The following is a 4036-nucleotide window of genomic DNA, read 5'->3' on the forward strand; positions in this document are numbered from 1 at the left end:
TAATTAATATAAAAGGCATTACTATAATTTTTAGTAATGCCTTTTTAATTACCGTAATTTTATTGCAGGGTAAGATAAATTGATAGTTTTTATATTCATTAGTAAATGTTAATAATATTCTTAACTATTTATGATGAAAGAATTACTTCACACTAAATTCATAAAAATAGGGTAAAATATTCATATTACTAAAGAAAAGGGAGATGAAAAGATGAATGCATCTATACTAGTTATAGAAGATGATTTTAATATACAAGAGCTTATAGTAGAATTTCTAGGGTCTCAAGGATATAATGTTGATTTTGCCAGTGATGGATTAGAGGGAATATCGAAATTTAAACAAGGAAATTATGATTTAATAATATTAGATATAATGATGCCGAACCTAGATGGATATTCAGTTTGTAAAATGATTAGACAAAACTCTAAGGTACCTATAATATTTTTAAGCGCATTAAATCAAGAAGAAAATCAAGTAAAAGGATTTGAATTAGAATGTGATGATTACATAACAAAGCCATTTTCATTTAATCTTTTAATAAAAAGAGTTGAAGCAGTTTTAAGAAGAAGTTTAAAAGTAACAAATGAAGAATCATTAAACTTTGAAGATTTAAAACTTAATTTAAATACATATACAGTTGAAGTTGAAGGAGAAACAATAGAACTTACATTGAAAGAATTTAACATATTAAAGACTTTAATAGAAAAATACCCACAAGTTATAACTAGAGAAAGTTTACTTGATTCAATATGGGGATATGATTATTATGGAGACACAAGAATAGTTGAYGCACATATAAAAAATTTAAGAAAGAAAATAAAATTACAATATATAAAAACTGTAAAAGGAATAGGGTATACACTTGAGAAGAGTATTTAATAAATTTGAAAATATAAATATAAAGTATAAGTTATTTYTWATAACTACAGGACTTTTAGTAGCTCTTGCTATGATAATATATATGATATTGTATTTTTTATTACCAAGTTATTACCATAAGTATAAAATAGATCTTTTAGACAAAAGTATAACTTCATTATGTGAGAATTCTCCTAATTATGATACAGCACATTTAAAAGAAAGATTATATTATATGTCTAGAAATCAAAATTTATCTATTATATTAAAAAATCAAAATAAAAAAAYAATATATGGAAATAGTGAAATGGTGTTATCTAGATATAGCAAGTATATATTAGGAAAAACTCCACATAATGAATATCATGTAWCAATTCCTATAAATACTAGTGATTCTAGAACTCCTTATACCTTAGATATAATAATGCCACTACAGCCTATAGATGAGGCTAATCAGGTAATAAGAAGATTAATTCCATTTATACTAATAATTGCACTTATTATAGGTGCTATAGGTGCATATATTTATTCAAAGGTAATAACTAAACCACTAATACAAATTATAGAAAGTGAAAGAGAAGCTGAAAATCGAAGAAAAGATTTTGTAGCAACAATATCTCATGAATTAAAAACTCCTATAACTATAATTAGTGGTCAACTTGAAGGTATGATATATAATATCGGTAAATATAAAGATAGAGATACATATTTAAAAAAATCATATGAATCAACTCAAGAGTTAAAAGATTTAGTTAATGAAATGATAGAAGTATCAAAAAATGAAATATTACAGTCTGATTTAGCACTAACAAATGTTAATTTAAGTAAGCTTGTAGAAAGACTTACAAAAAGACATCAATTTTTAATAGACGAAAAGAATATGAATGTTGTGCTTAATATAGAAGATGATATTTATGTAAAGTGTGATGAAACAAGAATTGAAAAGGCTATAAATAATATAATTATAAATGGAATAAAGTATTCACCTAATAATGAAAATTTAATAGTAAGATTATATAAGAAGAATTACAAAAACAGCAAGAAAAATAGTCAATACAGAGCATACTTAGAAATAGAAAATACAGGAGTTACTATAGATAAAAGATATTTAGAAGAAATATTTAATCCATTTTTTAGAATAGAAAAGTCTAGATCGAGAAAAACTGGTGGAAGTGGATTAGGTTTATACTTAGTAAATCAAATACTTAAATCACATGGATATCATCATAGTTTAAAGAATAAAGAAAACTCTGTAGTATTCACAATTGAATTTAAAAATTAGATTTCAACAACTATTCACAAAAAACTCATATTAAATTCATATAAAAAAGTTATTATATAACTAAAGAAAGAACTAACTTAAAAACCATAATATAATACCCTGTTGTAAAATAAACCCCCACTAACATTCTCCACAATGTTTATTTTGCAAGAAAACCCCATAATTAAATTTTATGGGGTTTTTTATTTACTAAATAGTCTACTAAATATCCCATGATTATAACACCAGGAATATTTATAATTAATCTGCATAATGTAAATTTATAACCGAGTGATCCAACTTCAAATAAAAGTGTAGAAAATTTAGTTACRCACCATGCATTTAAAAATATAATTATATTTGAGAATTTAACTCCTTTTTTCATTAAAACAGCAACAAATGGAAAACCTGCATACATAGGTCCTGCACCGAAGAATGCGAAGGCAAAAGATAATAGTATACCAAGTATTTTAGAACTATCACCCATATATTTCATGAAATATTCTCTAGGAATCCATTCATCCATAAGACCTAATAATAACATTACTGGAGGTAAAATAGAGAGCATTTGAAGTATTATAGATTTAACATTTTCAAATGCATAAATTCCAAATTCATTATTAAAAAAGAAGAGCAATATAAGAATTAAGAATAAAATTAAAGAATACTTATATCTTATTAGAAATTTAGATATACTCAATTGAATACACCTCCCATAAATATAGCGACAATAAATGAAAATAAAAAGGCTAAAAGGTTTCTATAAAAAGCAGCTTTTTTACCTATATAGTCAGATTCTAAAGGAAATGTTAATATTCCAACCATAGTAAGTGTAGATATTAAAGCTGAAACCTGAGCATATCCAGCTCCATTTTGAAGTAATGTATTACTTGTTGAAAAGGCAACAAAAGTTGGCATCATAGTAATTGAACCAATTATAGAAGATAATATAACTCCTAAAGAACCAGAATTTTTTCCGATAAGTTTTGATATAATTTCTGGTTTCAATATAGCTAATATGATAGATATAACTATTACAATGGCTAAAAACTGAGGCATTATTTTTTCCCAAGATTTAAATCCATTTACAACTGCTTTTTTAGTTTTTTCTTTATCTTTAAGGAATGAAATCAAAAGTAAAACTATACATAAACCGTAAAGAATATATGAAGTCAAAACTATCCCTCCCTTATATAATAATATGAAGACAAGTATAGAAAAGTTAATGATTTAAATTTAAAATAAAAATGACTATTTGGGGAAGAATAAATATAAAAATAAGGAGGTGCTAATATGGACCAAATGAATAATTTAAATGATATGAAAAAAGAAGTTAAAAAAACAGCTAATAAAGCTAAGTTTATGGCAAAAGAAGTTGCAGAAGATGTGAAAGATAACTTTGAAGGTGCAATGAATATGATGGAATCTAAACTAGGTGAGGCAGTTGATAGATTTGGACAAACGAGATCTGCATACGATACAAAAAAACAAATGAAAAATGAAATGAAGTAGTAATAATAGGTGTATCTAAATGATAATAATAGGTGTATCTAAATGATACACCTATTATTTTGTAAGAAATATTAAAAGAATTTTATTTGAGTAATCTATCACATTATGTAACATTTTGATGAAATTTTCATATTATATTTATATAACAAAAAATAATGGGGGGTTAGATATGGCTAATAAAAAAAGAAAAAGACCTAATGATGTAGACAATCAAAATAATAAAAGTAAAAAAAATAATAAAGCTAAAAGTAATAATAAGAATAGTAATACTCAAGCTAATAATAAAAATGAACTTAATGAAAAATTAAAACAAGTACTATTAGAAAAATTAATAGAAAAATTAAAATAAAAACAAAGCCCAATTTTTAATTTGGGCTTTGTTTTTTATAATATTATATATATAC

Annotated in this window: 6 protein-coding genes; 4 read left to right on the top strand and 2 right to left on the bottom strand. The window is 24.3% G+C overall.

Annotated elements, in window-relative coordinates; all coding sequences use genetic code 11:
* Positions 1–211 precede the first annotated feature (211 nt).
* Both G3997_RS02900 and G3997_RS02905 read left to right on the top strand, forming a co-directional pair.
* On the top strand, positions 212–880 hold the full coding sequence (locus tag G3997_RS02900; RefSeq protein ID WP_296647808.1) for a response regulator transcription factor: 669 nt from the start codon (positions 212–214) through the stop codon (positions 878–880).
* Complete coding sequence (locus G3997_RS02905) at positions 864–2141, top strand: sensor histidine kinase (RefSeq protein ID WP_296647810.1); 1278 nt, start codon at positions 864–866, stop codon at positions 2139–2141. The genes G3997_RS02900 and G3997_RS02905 overlap by 17 nt, the downstream gene beginning before the upstream one ends.
* A 163-nt stretch (positions 2142–2304) precedes the next feature.
* Here G3997_RS02905 and G3997_RS02910 read toward each other — a convergent pair whose 3' ends face one another.
* Positions 2305–2820: a permease gene (locus tag G3997_RS02910; protein ID WP_296647815.1), complete on the bottom strand. Its 516-nt coding sequence runs from the start codon at positions 2818–2820 to the stop codon at positions 2305–2307.
* Entirely contained in the window at positions 2817–3296 is a 480-nt protein-coding gene (locus G3997_RS02915) for a permease (RefSeq protein WP_296647818.1), read from the bottom strand. Before G3997_RS02915 ends, G3997_RS02910 begins: the two co-directional genes overlap by 4 nt.
* 117 nt (positions 3297–3413) lie before the next feature.
* Here G3997_RS02915 and G3997_RS02920 point away from each other — a divergent pair, with 117 nt between their 5' ends.
* Together G3997_RS02920 and G3997_RS02925 are read left to right on the top strand one after the other, a co-directional pair.
* On the top strand, positions 3414–3632 hold the full coding sequence (locus G3997_RS02920) for a hypothetical protein (protein WP_296647821.1): 219 nt from the start codon (positions 3414–3416) through the stop codon (positions 3630–3632).
* Positions 3633–3801: 169 nt separating this feature from the next.
* On the top strand, positions 3802–3981 hold the full coding sequence (locus tag G3997_RS02925; protein WP_296647825.1) for a hypothetical protein: 180 nt from the start codon (positions 3802–3804) through the stop codon (positions 3979–3981).
* Positions 3982–4036 lie beyond the last annotated feature (55 nt).

It is taken from the genome of Romboutsia sp. 13368 (assembly GCF_018336475.1).
Classification (GTDB): domain Bacteria; phylum Bacillota; class Clostridia; order Peptostreptococcales; family Peptostreptococcaceae; genus Romboutsia.

Coding starts and splice junctions, on each gene's coding strand:
- G3997_RS02925 (WP_296647825.1), top strand. CDS start 3,802: ATGGCTAATAAAAAAAGAAAAAGACCTAATGATGTAGACAATCAAAAT.
- G3997_RS02920 (WP_296647821.1), top strand. CDS start 3,414: ATGGACCAAATGAATAATTTAAATGATATGAAAAAAGAAGTTAAAAAA.